Origin of the sequence: Shewanella oncorhynchi (assembly GCF_030848765.1) — a bacterium.
Classification (GTDB): Bacteria; Pseudomonadota; Gammaproteobacteria; order Enterobacterales; family Shewanellaceae; genus Shewanella; species Shewanella oncorhynchi.
In genome coordinates this window covers 464,923-481,136 of sequence record NZ_CP132914.1, presented here as the reverse complement: position 1 = coordinate 481,136, position 16,214 = coordinate 464,923, and the positions used below count along the sequence as shown (strand labels likewise).

9 protein-coding genes, 3 tRNA genes and 4 rRNA genes are annotated in these 16,214 nt (G+C 47.9%); 3 read left to right on the top strand and 13 right to left on the bottom strand.

Annotation, left to right across the window (positions count from 1 at the left end):
* Position 1 precedes the first annotated feature (1 nt).
* Complete coding sequence (hemB, locus tag RA178_RS02265; protein WP_306684328.1) at positions 2-1,012, top strand: porphobilinogen synthase; 1,011 nt, start codon at positions 2-4, stop codon at positions 1,010-1,012.
* Positions 1,013-1,031: 19 nt separating this feature from the next.
* Positions 1,032-1,253 (top strand): hypothetical protein, encoded by a 222-nt coding sequence (locus RA178_RS02260; RefSeq protein WP_306684326.1) that lies wholly within the window; start codon positions 1,032-1,034, stop codon positions 1,251-1,253.
* 11 nt (positions 1,254-1,264) lie between these two features.
* On the opposite strand, the gene rrf (RA178_RS02255) is transcribed toward RA178_RS02260, so the two are convergent.
* The 9 genes from rrf (RA178_RS02255) to RA178_RS02215 form a co-directional block, all read right to left on the bottom strand.
* Positions 1,265-1,380 (bottom strand): 5S ribosomal RNA (gene rrf / locus RA178_RS02255).
* A 37-nt stretch (positions 1,381-1,417) separates the two neighbouring features.
* Positions 1,418-1,493, bottom strand: a tRNA-Thr gene (locus RA178_RS02250).
* Positions 1,494-1,531: 38 nt separating this feature from the next.
* A 5S ribosomal RNA gene (gene rrf / locus RA178_RS02245) occupies positions 1,532-1,647 on the bottom strand.
* Positions 1,648-1,786: 139 nt separating this feature from the next.
* Positions 1,787-4,693 (bottom strand): 23S ribosomal RNA (locus RA178_RS02240).
* A 360-nt stretch (positions 4,694-5,053) separates the two neighbouring features.
* Positions 5,054-5,129, bottom strand: a tRNA-Ala gene (locus tag RA178_RS02235).
* A gap of 137 nt (positions 5,130-5,266) precedes the next feature.
* A tRNA-Ile gene (locus RA178_RS02230) sits at positions 5,267-5,343 on the bottom strand.
* Between the two features lie 70 nt (positions 5,344-5,413).
* A 16S ribosomal RNA gene (locus tag RA178_RS02225) occupies positions 5,414-6,956 on the bottom strand.
* Together the 16S, 23S and 5S rRNA genes with 3 tRNA genes alongside form the textbook arrangement of a ribosomal RNA operon.
* Before the next feature lie 784 nt (positions 6,957-7,740).
* The gene (gene secA, locus RA178_RS02220; RefSeq protein ID WP_212601193.1) at positions 7,741-10,467 is read right to left on the bottom strand and encodes a preprotein translocase subunit SecA; all 2,727 of its coding nucleotides are present in this window, start codon (positions 10,465-10,467) and stop codon (positions 7,741-7,743) included.
* Between the two features lie 60 nt (positions 10,468-10,527).
* Positions 10,528-11,427: a M23 family metallopeptidase gene (locus RA178_RS02215; RefSeq protein ID WP_105251201.1), complete on the bottom strand. Its 900-nt coding sequence runs from the start codon at positions 11,425-11,427 to the stop codon at positions 10,528-10,530.
* Positions 11,428-11,454: 27 nt separating this feature from the next.
* On the opposite strand from RA178_RS02215, the gene RA178_RS02210 reads away from it, so the two are divergent.
* Positions 11,455-11,901 carry a DUF721 domain-containing protein gene (locus RA178_RS02210; RefSeq protein WP_106648311.1) on the top strand — a complete coding sequence of 149 codons (447 nt, stop codon included), beginning with the start codon at positions 11,455-11,457 and terminating at the stop codon, positions 11,899-11,901.
* 12 nt (positions 11,902-11,913) lie between these two features.
* Here the strand turns inward: RA178_RS02210 and lpxC are convergent, their stop codons facing one another.
* The 4 genes from lpxC to RA178_RS02190 all read right to left on the bottom strand — a co-directional run bounded on the left by lpxC (position 11,914) and on the right by RA178_RS02190 (position 16,203).
* Positions 11,914-12,834 carry a UDP-3-O-acyl-N-acetylglucosamine deacetylase gene (gene lpxC / locus RA178_RS02205; RefSeq protein WP_198572582.1) on the bottom strand — a complete coding sequence of 307 codons (921 nt, stop codon included), beginning with the start codon at positions 12,832-12,834 and terminating at the stop codon, positions 11,914-11,916.
* Between the two features lie 182 nt (positions 12,835-13,016).
* Positions 13,017-14,204 carry a cell division protein FtsZ gene (ftsZ, locus tag RA178_RS02200; protein WP_106648312.1) on the bottom strand — a complete coding sequence of 396 codons (1,188 nt, stop codon included), beginning with the start codon at positions 14,202-14,204 and terminating at the stop codon, positions 13,017-13,019.
* Positions 14,205-14,237: 33 nt separating this feature from the next.
* Entirely contained in the window at positions 14,238-15,473 is a 1,236-nt protein-coding gene (gene ftsA, locus RA178_RS02195) for a cell division protein FtsA (protein ID WP_006079897.1), read from the bottom strand.
* A complete protein-coding gene (locus RA178_RS02190; RefSeq protein WP_168826587.1) occupies positions 15,454-16,203 on the bottom strand; it encodes a cell division protein FtsQ/DivIB in 750 nt (249 codons plus the stop codon). Before RA178_RS02190 ends, ftsA begins: the two co-directional genes overlap by 20 nt.
* Positions 16,204-16,214: the final 11 nt, after the last annotated feature.

The window sequence follows — 16,214 nt, the reverse complement described above, 5'->3', positions numbered from 1 at the left end:
TGTGAATATCATTACCAGTGCCTTCCCTCAGCGTAGAATGCGCCGCATGCGTAAACATGATTTTAGCCGTCGCCTCATGGCCGAAAATCATCTAACGGTCAATGACTTGATTTACCCAATGTTTGTTCTAGAAGGCACTAATCGCAGTGAAAAAATAGCCTCTATGCCCGGTGTTGAGCGCTACTCGATAGACTTACTACTGAAAGAAGCTGAAGAACTGGTTGAGTTAGGTATCCCATTGATCGCACTTTTCCCTGTGACACCTGCAGAGAAAAAAACATTAATGGCAGAAGAAGCCTATAACGCAGATGCCCTAGTGCAACGTGCAGTGCGCGAGCTCAAAAAAGCCTTTCCACAGCTAGGCATCATGACTGACGTGGCACTAGATCCTTTCACCACTCACGGTCAAGACGGCATCATAGACGAAACGGGTTATATCCTTAACGATATCACCACCGAGATTTTAGTGAAGCAAGCACTGTCACACGCCGATGCTGGAGCAGACATCATTGCACCATCGGACATGATGGATGGCCGTATTGGCGCGATTCGCCAAGCATTAGAAGCAGCAGGCCACGTCAACACCCAAATCATGGCTTACTCGGCAAAATACTCTTCAAACTACTACGGTCCATTCCGTGATGCCGTAGGCTCAGCGGGTAACCTCAAAGGTGGCAATAAGCATAGCTATCAAATGGATCCAGCGAACAGTGACGAAGCTTTGCATGAGGTCGCACTCGATATCCAAGAAGGAGCCGATATGGTGATGGTTAAGCCAGGTATGCCGTATTTAGATATAGTGCATCGCGTTAAAACTGAACTTGCAGTGCCAACATTCGCCTATCAAGTCAGTGGTGAATACGCCATGCATATGGCAGCAATCCAAAATGGATGGTTAGCCGAAAAGGCCATCGTCATGGAGTCCCTACTCTGCTTTAAACGCGCAGGCGCAGACGGTATTTTAACTTACTTCGCTAAACGTGCTGCCCAGTGGCTTAAAAAAGAAGCTTAAGCAACCTAATGCGAAACTAATGCAAAAGTACCACCTCAAAGCAGCCTTCTGGCTGCTTTTTTTATCGATTAATAGTGAAAAATCTGGAAGTAAAGCTTGTGTATTAAGGGGAAGAAAATACTCGCCAGCAAAGCTAATAGCAATACTTACAGTCGGCAGCATTACTATTAGTGCAAAGAATGTTCAGATTACAGACGCAAAAAAGCCAGCTTATTCAGCTGGCTTCGTTGCATCTCAATGAGATAATTAGGCGCTTGGCGATGACCTACTCTCACATGGGGAGACCCCACACTACCATTGGCGCGTTTGCGTTTCACTTCTGAGTTCGGGATGGGATCAGGTGGTTCCACAAGGCTATTGTCACCAAGCAAATTCTTTATTCTAGGATTAAACACTAGATTGTAATGGTGCTGATACCCAGAATCGAACTGGGGACCTCATCCTTACCAAGGATGCGCTCTACCGACTGAGCCATATCAGCAATTCTATACTAATCAATTAAGATTATTTAAATTAGGCGCTTGGCGATGACCTACTCTCACATGGGGAGACCCCACACTACCATCGGCGCGTTTGCGTTTCACTTCTGAGTTCGGGATGGGATCAGGTGGTTCCACAAGGCTATTGTCACCAAGCAAATTCTGTTTATTACCGTGTCCATCTCTGGCTCACGTTAATAATAATTCGGAAAGCTGATTTGCTTTGTTTGAGTTCAAACTTTATCAAGTGTCGATATTCTGTCTAAGTTCGCTTAGCAAAACCCATCTGGGTTGTATGGTTAAGCCTCTCGAGTCATTAGTACATGTTAGCTCAACGCCTCACAACGCTTACACACCATGCCTATCAACGTCCTAGTCTCGAACGGCTCTTTAGAGGAATTAAATTCCTAGGGATGACTCATCTTAGGGCTCGCTTCCCGCTTAGATGCTTTCAGCGGTTATCGATTCCGAACGTAGCTACCGGGCAATGCCATTGGCATGACAACCCGAACACCAGCGGTTCGTCCACTCCGGTCCTCTCGTACTAGGAGCAGCTCCCTTCAATCATCCAACGCCCACGGCAGATAGGGACCGAACTGTCTCACGACGTTCTGAACCCAGCTCGCGTACCACTTTAAATGGCGAACAGCCATACCCTTGGGACCGACTTCAGCCCCAGGATGTGATGAGCCGACATCGAGGTGCCAAACACCGCCGTCGATATGAACTCTTGGGCGGTATCAGCCTGTTATCCCCGGAGTACCTTTTATCCGTTGAGCGATGGCCCTTCCATTCAGAACCACCGGATCACTATGACCTACTTTCGTACCTGCTCGACGTGTATGTCTCGCAGTTAAGCTGGCTTATGCCATTGCACTAACCGTACGATGTCCGACCGTACTTAGCCAACCTTCGTGCTCCTCCGTTACTCTTTGGGAGGAGACCGCCCCAGTCAAACTACCCACCAGGCACTGTCCCTAATCCCGATAAGGGACCTAGGTTAGAACATCAAAACTACAAGGGTGGTATTTCAAGGACGACTCCATCATGACTAGCGTCACAACTTCATAGTCTCCCACCTATCCTACACATGTAGGTTCAATGTTCAGTGCCAAGCTATAGTAAAGGTTCACGGGGTCTTTCCGTCTAGCCGCGGGTATACGGCATCTTCACCGCAATTTCAACTTCACTGAGTCTCGGCTGGAGACAGCGTGGCCATCATTACGCCATTCGTGCAGGTCGGAACTTACCCGACAAGGAATTTCGCTACCTTAGGACCGTTATAGTTACGGCCGCCGTTTACCGGGGCTTCGATCATGAGCTTCTCTTGCGATAACCCAATCAATTAACCTTCCTTCCGGCACCGGGCAGGCGTCACACCGTATACTTCCTCTTGCGAGTTTGCACAGTGCTGTGTTTTTGATAAACAGTTGCAGCCACCTGGTATCTGCGACTCCCGTCAGCTTAGAGAGCAAGTCTCATCACCAACAGGAGCGTACCTTCTCCCGAAGTTACGGTACCATTTTGCCTAGTTCCTTCAGCCGAGTTCTCTCAAGCGCCTTGGTATTCTCTACCCGACCACCTGTGTCGGTTTGGGGTACGATTCCCGCTAACCTGAAGCTTAGAAGATTTTCCTGGAAGCATGGCATCAACTACTTCAGTCCCTTAGGACCTCGTCATCAGCTCTCAGTGTGTACATTAAAGTACGTGTCCCCGGATTTGCCTAAGAACACCACCTACCACCTTAAACGCGGACTACCAACGCCGCGCTAGCCTAGCCTTCTCCGTCTCTCCATCGCAGTTAGCGGAAGTACAGAAATATTAATCTGTTTCCCATCGATTACGCCTTTCGGCCTCACCTTAGGGGTCGACTCACCCTGCCCCGATTAACGTTGGACAGGAACCCTTGGTCTTTCGGCGAGGGGGTTTTTCACCCCCTTTATCGTTACTCATGTCAGCATTCGCACTTCTGATACCTCCAGCGTGGGTTACCCCTTCACCTTCAACGGCTTACAGAACGCTCCTCTACCGCGCACAGTAAACTGTGCACCCGTAGCTTCGGTGACTAGCTTAGCCCCGTTACATCTTCCGCGCAGGCCGACTCGACTAGTGAGCTATTACGCTTTCTTTAAATGATGGCTGCTTCTAAGCCAACATCCTAGCTGTCTAAGCCTTCCCACATCGTTTCCCACTTAGCTAGTACTTTGGGACCTTAGCTGACGGTCTGGGTTGTTTCCCTTTTGACGACGGACGTTAGCACCCGCCGTCTGTCTCCCGAGTAGTACTCATTGGTATTCGGAGTTTGCAAAGGGTTGGTAAGTCGGGATGACCCCCTAGCCTTAACAGTGCTCTACCCCCAATGGTATTCGCTCGAGGCGCTACCTAAATAGCTTTCGAGGAGAACCAGATATCTCCCGGTTTGATTGGCCTTTCACCCCCAGCCACAAGTCATCCGCTAATTTTTCAACATTAGTCGGTTCGGTCCTCCAGTTGATGTTACTCAACCTTCAACCTGCCCATGGCTAGATCACCGGGTTTCGGGTCTACACCTTGCAACTAAACGCGCAGTTAACACTCGGTTTCCCTACGGCTCCGCTATTCGCTTAACCTCGCTACAAAATGTAAGTCGCTGACCCATTATACAAAAGGTACGCAGTCACGGTCTCAAGAACCGCTCCCACTGCTTGTACGTATACGGTTTCAGGTTCTATTTCACTCCCCTCACAGGGGTTCTTTTCGCCTTTCCCTCACGGTACTGGTTCACTATCGGTCAGTCAGGAGTATTTAGCCTTGGAGGATGGTCCCCCCATATTCAAACAGGATGTCACGTGTCCCGCCTTACTCGTTTTCATCAATGGTTAGTTTTCATGTACGGGGCTATCACCCTGTGCCGCTGTGCTTTCCAACACATTCCACTAACACCCCACTGACTTAAGGGCTAATCCCCGTTCGCTCGCCGCTACTAGGGGAATCTCGGTTGATTTCTTTTCCTAAGGGTACTTAGATGTTTCAGTTCCCCTCGTTCGCCTCGCAACACTATGTATTCATGTTGCGATAACAGCTTATGCTGCTGGGTTCCCCCATTCGGACATCGTTAGCTCAAATGCTTGTTACTAGCTCGCCAACGCTTTTCGCAAGTTACTACGTCCTTCATCGCCTCTGACTGCCAAGGCATCCACCGTATACGCTTAGTCGCTTAACCATACAACCCAAATGAGTTTCACTCATCTGCGCCGCATTGCGACCAGCTTGGTTTTACTTGTCTCACTTCTGACCAAAGAAGTGGACGCGCCTTAGACGTAAACTATGCAACTAAGCATAATTTACTATTGAATATTCAAGACACTTAATAAAGTGTTTGAACTCATGTTCAATGCTTTCGCATTAAACGTTTTGTAATTAATCACATGACAGACTCATGCAATTAAATACTATCAGCTTTCCAAATTGTTAAAGAGCGGGCTTAAAAAAGCCAAAGATAATTTTTAAGTTTATCTTTGGCATCTCTATCCATAGTGCATATGCCTTATTACTTTGCAATAAAGTCAGAATAAGGTGTAAATGGTGGAGCTATGCGGGATCGAACCGCAGACCTCCTGCGTGCAAGGCAGGCGCTCTCCCAGCTGAGCTATAGCCCCATTTACATGCAGTGCGAGTAAGTAAGATGTTCCAAACCTCTAAAAGGATTGGTTTGCCAATCATTTCTTATCAAGGCGGACAGTGGCGACGTTTAGTTCACTAAACGAGTCACTTTCCAACGCTGAGAAGGAAGGATTGGTGGGTCAGAGTGGACTTGAACCACCGACCTCACCCTTATCAGGGGTGCGCTCTAACCAGCTGAGCTACAGACCCATCTTTTACTCTTTCTTCTATCAAGCAAATCTGTGTGAACACTCAACAAACATTAAGTTAGTCGTATAGGTAAGGAGGTGATCCAGCCCCAGGTTCCCCTAGGGCTACCTTGTTACGACTTCACCCCAGTCATGAACCACAAAGTGGTGAGCGCCCCCCCGAAGGTTAAGCTACCCACTTCTTTTGCAGCCCACTCCCATGGTGTGACGGGCGGTGTGTACAAGGCCCGGGAACGTATTCACCGTGGCATTCTGATCCACGATTACTAGCGATTCCGACTTCATGGAGTCGAGTTGCAGACTCCAATCCGGACTACGACGAGCTTTGTGAGATTAGCTCCACCTCGCGGCTTTGCAACCCTCTGTACTCGCCATTGTAGCACGTGTGTAGCCCTACTCGTAAGGGCCATGATGACTTGACGTCGTCCCCACCTTCCTCCGGTTTATCACCGGCAGTCTCCCTAGAGTTCCCACCATTACGTGCTGGCAAATAAGGATAGGGGTTGCGCTCGTTGCGGGACTTAACCCAACATTTCACAACACGAGCTGACGACAGCCATGCAGCACCTGTCTCACGGTTCCCGAAGGCACTAAGCTATCTCTAGCGAATTCCGTGGATGTCAAGAGTAGGTAAGGTTCTTCGCGTTGCATCGAATTAAACCACATGCTCCACCGCTTGTGCGGGCCCCCGTCAATTCATTTGAGTTTTAACCTTGCGGCCGTACTCCCCAGGCGGTCTACTTAATGCGTTAGCTTGAGAGCCCAGTGTTCAAGACACCAAACTCCGAGTAGACATCGTTTACGGCGTGGACTACCAGGGTATCTAATCCTGTTTGCTCCCCACGCTTTCGTGCATGAGCGTCAGTCTTTGTCCAGGGGGCCGCCTTCGCCACCGGTATTCCTCCAGATCTCTACGCATTTCACCGCTACACCTGGAATTCTACCCCCCTCTACAAGACTCTAGTTCGCCAGTTCGAAATGCTATTCCTAGGTTGAGCCCAGGGCTTTCACATCTCGCTTAACAAACCGCCTGCGCACGCTTTACGCCCAGTAATTCCGATTAACGCTCGGACCCTCCGTATTACCGCGGCTGCTGGCACGGAGTTAGCCGGTCCTTCTTCTGTAGGTAACGTCACAGATATAGCGTATTAAACTACACCCTTTCCTCCCTACTGAAAGTGCTTTACAACCCGAAGGCCTTCTTCACACACGCGGCATGGCTGCATCAGGGTTTCCCCCATTGTGCAATATTCCCCACTGCTGCCTCCCGTAGGAGTCTGGGCCGTGTCTCAGTCCCAGTGTGGCTGATCATCCTCTCAGAACAGCTAGGGATCGTCGCCTTGGTGAGCCATTACCTCACCAACTAGCTAATCCCACCTAGGTTCATCCAATCGCGGAAGGCCCGAAGGTCCCCTCCTTTCCCCCGTAGGGCGTATGCGGTATTAGCAGTCGTTTCCAACTGTTATCCCCCTCGACTGGGCAGATCCCTAGGCATTACTCACCCGTCCGCCGCTCGCCACCTCAGGAGTAAACTCCCTTGTGCTGCCGCTCGACTTGCATGTGTTAGGCCTGCCGCCAGCGTTCAATCTGAGCCATGATCAAACTCTTCAATTAAAGTTTTGTTGCTTCCGTCTTGCGACTTCAGCGGCTCAATGAATTCTGATTTTTTGTTTCCACTTAAAAGCAGAAACAAACTGTACATATTACTATGAACACTCATTGTTACATTGATTTAAATTTTTGACTGCCAACCCGAAGGTTAAGCAGTTTCGATTAACTCAACACCTGTGAGTGTCCACACAGATTTGCTTGATAAATTGTTAAAGAGCGTTGACCACACACTGAGTTTTCAGCGGGTCAGGGCTGCGTATTCTACGCATTCCCGTTAGTGCGTCAAGTAGTTTTTTCAACTTTCTCAACACTCATCGTTTAGCTTGCTAACCGATGAACTACATGGCTTTCTTTGCTTAACTTGCGTTACGCTGTCTGGCTTAACTTGCGTTACGCTGTCTGCCGTGTCAGTGGATGCGCATTATAGGGAGATTGAGAAAGTCCGCAAGGGCTTTTTTGAGAAAAATGGATCTTTTTTTAATACTTTCAGTTAGTCACACAATACCCCCACTTTATCCTCAGACTTATCCACAAAATGAGTTTTAACGGTTAAATTTGCTACAGCGATGGCTTTGCTTTAATGGCTATCGATAAGAATGAAATGATGTTCAATGGGGAATAACGACGATTAGCTATATAAAGAAGAGTAAGAATGTAATCCGGATGACATGGGAGTAAACGTGAGGCTTAATTCTAAATTAATGAAGAAATAAAAAGGCAACTTAGATAAGTTGCCTTTAGTGTACGTTTTATTCTACTTATTCAGTAGGCTTAATCTGTCAGCAGATTAACTTAACTTGCCGTGACATTGTTTGTACTTACGACCAGAGCCACAAGGACAAGGATCGTTGCGACCCACTTTGTCACCATCACGGATCATCGGTGCTTGCGCAGTGACAGCTTCATGCTCATCACCACCGCCAACAAGCGACTCTGCCGCTGCGTGTTGATAGTCGCGCTGGATCTTGGCATCTTCTTCACGACGACGCGCTTCCATTTCTTCCACATCTGACTGAGCTTGCACTTGTACTTTCGACAGCACACTGATGACGTCGTGTTTCAAGGTGTTCAATAGTTGTTGGAATAACTCAAACGACTCACGCTTATATTCTTGCTTTGGATTCTTCTGCGCGTAACCACGTAAGTGGATACCTTGACGCAGATGGTCCATCGCCGCTAAGTGTTCTTTCCACAGGCCATCGAGCGTTTGTAGCATAACGGCTTTTTCAAACTGGCGTAGCACTTGTGCGCCAACCATTTCTTCTTTTGCCTTATACGCATCGCCCCAAGCAGTAATAATACGCTCACGTAGACTCTCTTCATGCAGATCGTCTTCTTTATCTAACCATTCCTGGATAGGTAATTTGAGCATAAATTCTTGGTGTAGACGTTGCTCTAAACCTGGGATATCCCACAGCTCTTCTACTGATTGCGGTGGAATATACTGATCAATTACTGCGCCAATCACATCGTCTTGGATGTTTTGGATAGTATCTTCAATACTTTCCGCATCCATCAACTCATTGCGCTGGGCGTAAACCACTTGGCGTTGATCGTTAGCGACGTCATCAAATTCGAGTAATTGCTTACGGATATCGAAGTTACGGGCTTCAACTTTACGTTGAGCGTTTTCGATTGCGCGTGACACCCATGGATGCTCGATCGCTTCGCCTTCTTCCATACCCAGCTTTTTCATCATGCCAGAGACACGATCCGAGGCGAAGATACGCATTAAGCTATCTTCCATCGACAAGTAGAAGCGTGATGAGCCCGCGTCACCTTGACGACCCGCACGACCACGTAACTGGTTATCGATACGGCGTGATTCGTGACGTTCTGTGCCTAGGATATGTAAACCACCCGCAGCAACGACTTCATCATGACGAATTTGCCAATCAGCTTTGATCTTAGCTTTTTGCTCTGCTGTTGGATTATCGAGTTCATCGATTTCCATGTTCCAGTTGCCGCCAAGCACGATATCAGTACCACGACCTGCCATGTTCGTCGCAATAGTCACAGAACCAGTACGGCCAGCTTGCGCGACGATTTCAGCTTCTCGTTCGTGGAATTTAGCATTTAAAACTTCGTGCGGGATCTTTTCCTGCACCATTAAGCGCGCTAACAGTTCAGACTGTTCGATTGATACTGTACCCACCAATACTGGCTGACCACGTTCACGGCAATCTTTAATGTCTTTAATGATCGCTTGATATTTTTCATCGGCGGTCAAATAAACTAAATCCGCCATATCCTTACGCACCATTGGACGGTTAGTCGGCACAACGACTGTGTCTAATCCATAGATGTGTTGGAATTCAAACGCTTCAGTGTCAGCTGTACCTGTCATACCTGCCAGCTTCTCGTATTGACGGAAGTAGTTCTGGAAAGTGATCGAAGCCAATGTTTGGTTTTCGTTTTGAATGTGCACGCCTTCTTTGGCTTCGACAGCTTGATGTAAGCCTTCTGACCAACGACGACCCGGCATAGTACGACCCGTGTGTTCATCGACTATGATGACTTCGTTGTCTTGTACTATGTAATCCACATCACGTTCAAACAGCGTGTGCGCACGAAGCGCCGCGTTGACGTGGTGTAATAGGGAAATATTTGCAGCAGAATAGAGTGAGTCGCCTTCGGCTAACATGCCGCGCTCGATCAGCAGGTTTTCTACTTTTTCTTGGCCACGCTCGGTGAAATGCACTTGTTTGGCTTTTTCATCGATGCTGTAGTCGCCCTCACCCACAAACTCTTCCGTATCTTCTTTATCTTGACGGATAAGATTAGGGATCAAGGTGTTGATCTTGATGTATAGCTCAGAGCTATCTTCGGCGGCGCCAGAGATGATAAGCGGCGTACGCGCCTCGTCGATTAAGATTGAATCCACTTCATCGATTAGGGCGTAATGCAACGGACGTTGAACCCGTTCTTGCGGTGAAAACGCCATGTTATCGCGCAGATAATCGAAACCAAACTCGTTGTTGGTCCCGTAAGTGATATCGGCGTTATAGGCAGATTTCTTCTCATGTTGGCCAATGCCTGCGACGTTGATTCCTACGGTTAAACCAAGGAACTCAAACAGTGGGCGGTTATTCTCGGCATCACGACGTGCCAAGTAATCGTTCACTGTAATCACGTGGACGCCTTTGCCTGTCAATGCGTTTAAGTAGGCGGGTAAGGTTGCCGTTAAGGTTTTACCTTCACCCGTACGCATTTCAGCAATACGGTTGCTGTCGAGTACCATACCGCCGAGTAACTGTACGTCGAAATGACGCATATCAAATACACGCTTAGACGCTTCGCGTACTGTCGCAAAGGCTTCAGCCATGATGCTATCTAATGAAGCTCCAGCAGCTAAACGCTCACGAAACTCTGCGGTTTTCGCCTTTAATGCTTCATCGGTTAATTTTTCATAATCAGCTTCTAATGCGTTAATGCTAATAACGATCTTTTGAAGCCCTTTAAGGGTGCGGTCGTTGCGACTACCAAATACTTTTGTCAGTAATTTACCAAACATCTGAATCACTTATTCTCTGTAGGCCAAGTCCATGATGGAAACTAGAAGCCAATGTTTCAATTAACTTGCTTTGCGGTAGACAAACTTTTGTGGATCTATCTGCTGTCCGCCGCGCAACACTTCATAATGCACATGAGCCCCAGTTGAGCGCCCAGTGCTTCCCATACTGGCGATAGCATCGCCTTTTGCGACCACATCACCTACAGTCACTGACAAAGCTTTATTATGGCCATAACGCGTATGCAAACCGTTACCATGGTCGATTTCAACCAATTCGCCATAACCGAACATATTTCCAGCAAAAGTCACCACGCCTGCAGCAGTCGCAACAACTTTAGCTCCTTCTCGACCGGTAAAATCAATCCCCTTATGCACAGACCTGCGACCGTTGAAAGGGTCATTACGTAATCCGTAGGGCGACGACAACCAACCTTTATCGAGCGGGATACCTGATATATAACGTTCATCATCTATATGGTGGTTAGATGACACTGTTTCAAGTAGTGAAAGCTGAACATTATTATTGTCAATTCGAGATGCCAACTTATCCATATCGTCGATAAGCTGTCCGAGCTCGATGTTAGTGCCTAGTTCGCTCAAACCACCCACACCAACCTCGGATGAAAAATCAAAATCTTCATCCAACTTATTCTGCTGAGCGACCTGTTGACCTAAAGCTTCGAGACGGGTGATCTTGGCTTGCATACGTGCAACATGAGTCACAAGCATAGCCAGTTGAGACTCAGTAGCACTTTTAAGCTCTAAGACTTGTTTCTTTTGCTGTTCGCGCACGAGACGATCGTTATCGACACTGGCTTGCTGATCTTGAAATCGAGCGGAGTTGTGTTGATAAATACCGGACCCAGTGGCCAACAATAGTATTGGAAGTAGCAACCAGCGTTTACTGGGCTGCCAGCGTGTGACGCCATTCCGACCTTGAATAAATACTGTTACACTCATAGCCTAATTCAGCCATCTTATTATCATATGAAAAAGCCCCCTCAAGATCTCAGCCAATTACTGCATCAATCGGGAAAATTACCCGACCTTGCTGAGAAAGCGGAACTACTTATGTATCTGGATCAGCATGTGAAGCAGATTATTGCAGGTCCTGTTGCGGAGCAACTAAAAGTCGCTAATTTCCGCCAGGGTGTTCTTGTGGTTGAAACCACTTCGGCAGCCTGGGCTGCGCGAATTAATTTCCAAAAGCCGAAGCTATTAACCCAGCTTCAAGCAGAAACGCTCCCAATCCTTACCGCAATTGAAGTTAAAGTCAACCCGAGATTAGCAATGTATGACGCAAAGCCTAAACAGGGACATAAAGAATTAAGCCCAGCAGCAGCGGAGCACATTGCAGCATTAGCGGAAAATATTGGCGGTTCACTGGGTGAAAAACTAAAACGGCTGGCCTCATTGGCCAGCCGTAATAAATAATCTTACCGCTTTTTAAGCAAATACAGCGCCACCTGGTACGGTAAAGCTGACGGGGACATCGGCTTCTTTTTCGAAGCTGACCAACTCCCACGCATCTTGTTGCGCGAGTAAAGCACGCACCAATTGGTTGTTCAACGCATGACCGGTTTTATACGCAGTGAACTCACCTAAAATAGCGTGCCCAGCTACATATAAATCACCAAACGCATCTAGAATTTTGTGCTTAACAAATTCGTCCTCATAACGCAGGCCGTCGGGATTAAGGACGCGATATTCATCAAGTACAACAGCGTTTTCCATGCTGCCGCCCAACGCTAGGTTGTTGGCTCGCAAATATTCGATATCACGCATAAACCCAAAAGTACGGGCACGGCTGATATCTTTCACGAAAGCAGAAGTTGAAAAGTCCATCACCACATGCTGTTGGCTACGAGCGATTTCTGGGTGCGCAAAATCAATTTTAAAATTGACTCTAAAACCTTTAAACGGTTTTAACTCGGCCCATTTATCGCCATCTTCAACGCGCACAGTGCGCTTAATCTTTAAATACTTCTTAGGCGCGGCCTGCTCTTTAATACCCGCAGACTGCAACAAGAAGACGAATGGGCTTGCACTGCCATCCATAATAGGAATTTCAGGCGCGTCCACTTCGATTACTGCGTTATCTATGCCTAAACCCGCAAGAGCTGCAAATAAATGCTCAATGGTCGAGATACGAATACCTTCGTCATTGACAAGTGCCGTACACATAGTGGTTTCACGAACTTGCTCCGCCTTCGCTGGAATGGCGACGGCAGGACTCAAATCGGTGCGCACGAGTACGATCCCTGAATTAACGGGCGCGGGCATAATGCTCAAAGTGACCTTGTTGCCAGAATGCAATCCGACACCAGTTGTTTTCACCATTTTCTGAACAGTTCGTTGAAATATCATTCAGTTACCCGTTTATATGCCAATTATAAAGCCTAATATTTGTACACTCAGCGTCGGCAAATCGAGCCGCACTGGTTCAACATAATAACATAACTTTATTATGTCACACAAATGCAGCTATGTTGTGGTATTGCCCAAAACGAACAACACCTCACATATTACGCTGGACTCAAACGCTCTCGCTAGTCGGCTTGTTTACGCAAAAATGCTGGAATATCAAGATAATCCAATTCATGCTTTGTCGATGGTGCAGGCGTAGGAGCTGGCTGCGGAGCCGCTGGCAACACGTTGCCTTTTGGCGCTGCATAGTTCACATGTGCAGCTTCTTCGACATAGGCTTCGACTTTTGGTTCAACAACTACAGGCTCTGGACGAGGTGCAGGTTTAGAAACCAATTGGATATCTGGACGCTTTTCAGCACCAATACCAGTCGCAACAACCGTTACACGCAACTCATCACTCATTTCTGGGTCGATGACAGCACCAACAACCACAGTCGCGTTGTCAGAGGCATAAGCCTTAACATGATTACCGACAGTTTCGAATTCTTCGATACTCATATCCATACCCGCAGTAATGTTAACTAACACACCACGCGCACCAGCTAAGTCGATGTCTTCTAATAATGGGCTGGCAACAGCAGCTTCGGCCGCTTCTTCAGCACGGTCTTCACCGCGAGCGACGCCTGTACCCATCATGGCATTACCCATTTCAGACATCACAGTCTTCACGTCGGCGAAGTCGACGTTAATCAGACCAGGACGAGTGATAAGCTCGGCAATACCTTGTACCGCACCAAGTAACACGTTATTCGCTGCGGCGAACGCATCGAGTAAAGAAGTACCACGGCCCAATACTTTTAATAATTTTTCGTTCGGGATCGTGATTAACGAATCCACGTGCTTAGCCAGCTCAGCAATACCTTGCTCAGCGTAAGCCATACGTTTTTTCCCTTCGAATGGGAAAGGCTTAGTCACAACCGCAACGGTCAGAATACCTTCTTCACGTGCGATTTGAGCCACAACAGGTGCAGCACCTGTACCTGTACCACCGCCCATACCGGCAGCGATAAAGATCATGTCAGAACCTTTGATTGCCGCGCGAATGTTTTCGCGGTCTTCTTCAGCTGCAGCACGACCCACATCTGGGTTTGCCCCTGCTCCAAGACCTTTAGTGACATCGCGTCCTAATTGAATTGTTGAGCCAGCGCCTGATTTTCTCAGGGCCTGAGCGTCTGTATTGGTAACGATAAACTCAACACCTTCAATGTTGTGTTTGACCATATGTTCGACAGCGTTACCGCCGCCGCCGCCAACGCCGATGACTTTAATCACCGCGTCGTCTGAGTGAGTATCCATGATCTCAAACATTGTCTGATCTCCGTGTTGCCTGCGTTATGAAAATTAAAATTCGCCCTTAAACCAGCTTTGGACCCGATTCCAAGCGCTAGTTACCCCTTGGCGCTCAGGACGTTCGAACTGACGTTCGATCACCCGTCGTGCGCCGTAATGAAGCAGTCCGACTCCAGTGGAGTAAATAGACTGGTCCACGTATTCATATAAACCTTTGATCGGTAGCGGTGACGCTACGCGAACTGGCATGCCAAAAGTCGCTTCCGCAATATCGACCACACCTTGAATCGACGCTGTGCCACCTGTGAGCACAATACCTGCGGCGATTTGATCTTCTAAACCACTGTCTTTCAACTCTTTGAGCACAAGCTCAAACAGCTCTTGGTATCTTGGTTCAACCACTTCGGCGAGCGTGTGACGTGACATGCTACGCGATGGACGACCACCTACCGATGGCACTTCAATACTGTCTTCGCGGCTCACCATAGAACTGCGCGCACAGGCGAACTGCACTTTAATTTGTTCAGCATGTGACGACGGCGTGCGGAAAATCTTCGCAATGTCGTTCGTCACTTGGTTACCAGCAACCGGTACAACCGCACAATGACGCAAGGCGCCATTGGTATATACCGCGATATCCGTAGTGCCACCGCCGATATCGACGATACACACACCTAAATCTTTCTCATCGAAGGTCAACACAGCATCGGCTGAAGCAATCCCAGAGAACACTAAGTCGTCGACCTTAAGGCCACAACGCTCAACGCTCTTAGTAATATTCTTCGCCATATCATTGGCGCAGGTCACTATGTGTACCTTGGCCTCCATACGCATACCGGACATACCGATTGGGCTGCGAATACCGTCTTGAACGTCGATTGCATATTCCTGCGGCAGCACGTGTAAAATGCGACGTTCGGTCGGGATCTTCACCGAGCGAGCCGTATGGATCACGTTATCAACATCTTCCTGTGTCACTTCTTCATCGTTGATCGATACCATGCCGTTTTCATTTTGGCAGGCGATGTGTTTACCCGAAATACTCAAGTAAACCGATGACACTTGGCAATCCGCCATTAATTCCGCTTGATCGAGCGCACGTTGCACACTGCGAACTATCGAATCTAAATCGTTCACGCCACCTTTATCCATTCCCCTTGAGGGATGGTTACCAAGGCCGACTATGCTAATTTCGCCATCGGGCAGAACTTCGCCTATGATCACTGCGACCTTAGAGGTTCCTATGTCCAATCCGACGATAAGGTTTCTATCTTGGTTTTTGATCATTAATTATCGGCTCTCTTGTTTGTGCATCGCCCCAGCCTACGGCCAACCCTGTGTCGTAGCGTAAATCTACTCTGGCAACGGATTTCTCTTGTTTCGCCAAAACCGGATAAACAGTAATAAATCGTTGTATCCGTGCAATTTTATCTTCTCGACCCAAATCTAAAACGATACCGTTTCCAAGGGTCGCGTGCCACGCATGTCGTGGCGTTAAATTCAAACTGGCTAAGGTAAAGCCGTTAATCTTTAGTAGGGAGTTGATCTGTGCATAGACAGTCAACACCTCAAGGCCCATATCATTTGGTCCAGATAACTGCGGTAAATGCTCAAGCTCTGGGTGCGATGGCGCTTCGAATACTTCTCCATGCACGTTCAACCACAAGTCACCATTCCAATGGGCTGCGGGTTGTTGCTCTTGCAAATACACCCTGAGTTTCGCTGGCCACTCACGCCTTACCGATGCGCGATACACCCAAGGTAAAGCTTCTAACGCCTGCTGCACTAAGGTAATGTCAGCACTAAAAAAACTGCGCTGCATTAAATGCTGTAGTGCTACTTGTATATCTTTATCTGTGGTGTAAACCCGCTCACCTTTGATGGCAACGGCCTCAATCGGCAAGTTGCTGGCATCATTCAAAAATTTATGTAACTGATAGCCACCAAATACAAAACTGGCTACGATGAAAAATAAAAAGCCAGCCCCGCTCCATTGATACCAATTAAACCGTGACATTCTTGCCCGCC

Coding starts and splice junctions, on each gene's coding strand:
- secA (WP_212601193.1), bottom strand. CDS start 10,467: ATGTTTGGTAAATTACTGACAAAAGTATTTGGTAGTCGCAACGACCGC.
- RA178_RS02260 (WP_306684326.1), top strand. CDS start 1,032: ATGCAAAAGTACCACCTCAAAGCAGCCTTCTGGCTGCTTTTTTTATCG.
- RA178_RS02215 (WP_105251201.1), bottom strand. CDS start 11,427: ATGAGTGTAACAGTATTTATTCAAGGTCGGAATGGCGTCACACGCTGG.
- ftsZ (WP_106648312.1), bottom strand. CDS start 14,204: ATGTTTGAGATCATGGATACTCACTCAGACGACGCGGTGATTAAAGTC.
- ftsA (WP_006079897.1), bottom strand. CDS start 15,473: ATGATCAAAAACCAAGATAGAAACCTTATCGTCGGATTGGACATAGGA.
- RA178_RS02210 (WP_106648311.1), top strand. CDS start 11,455: ATGAAAAAGCCCCCTCAAGATCTCAGCCAATTACTGCATCAATCGGGA.
- RA178_RS02190 (WP_168826587.1), bottom strand. CDS start 16,203: ATGTCACGGTTTAATTGGTATCAATGGAGCGGGGCTGGCTTTTTATTT.
- lpxC (WP_198572582.1), bottom strand. CDS start 12,834: ATGATATTTCAACGAACTGTTCAGAAAATGGTGAAAACAACTGGTGTC.